Annotated in this window: 1 protein-coding gene; it reads right to left on the bottom strand. The window is 58.4% G+C overall.

Features of this window, described 5'->3' with window-relative positions:
- Positions 1-80: 80 nt before the first annotated feature.
- A partial coding sequence (locus ACQ4LH_RS21690; RefSeq protein WP_430699005.1) for a hypothetical protein occupies positions 81-264 on the bottom strand: 184 nt, incomplete at its 5' end.

Genomic DNA, 264 nt, shown 5'->3' with positions numbered 1-264 from the left:
CGTCAGATGTGTTTAAGTGTTATATTTTCATCGACAGCGCCAGCTGTGTATGAGAGACTCATGTAGCGGCGTCGGCAGCGTCAGATTTGTTTAAGTGACAAATCTTCCAGCGCGGCRAASCCGCCGAGCTGGCGCGCCTTGAGCTTGGTAAACAACGGCACGCTGGCGCCGCAGGGATGGCGGGGCGGGGAGTCGGCGGTTGGCTCTATGCTGGTGAGCTCCTGGTGTTTGCGTATAAAGCCGTCGCATAGCCCGCGTGCAGCC

This window comes from Pseudomonas peli (genome assembly GCF_050563605.1).
Taxonomy (GTDB): Bacteria; Pseudomonadota; Gammaproteobacteria; order Pseudomonadales; family Pseudomonadaceae; genus Aquipseudomonas; species Aquipseudomonas peli_A.
This window is presented reverse-complemented; position numbering and strand designations above follow the sequence as displayed.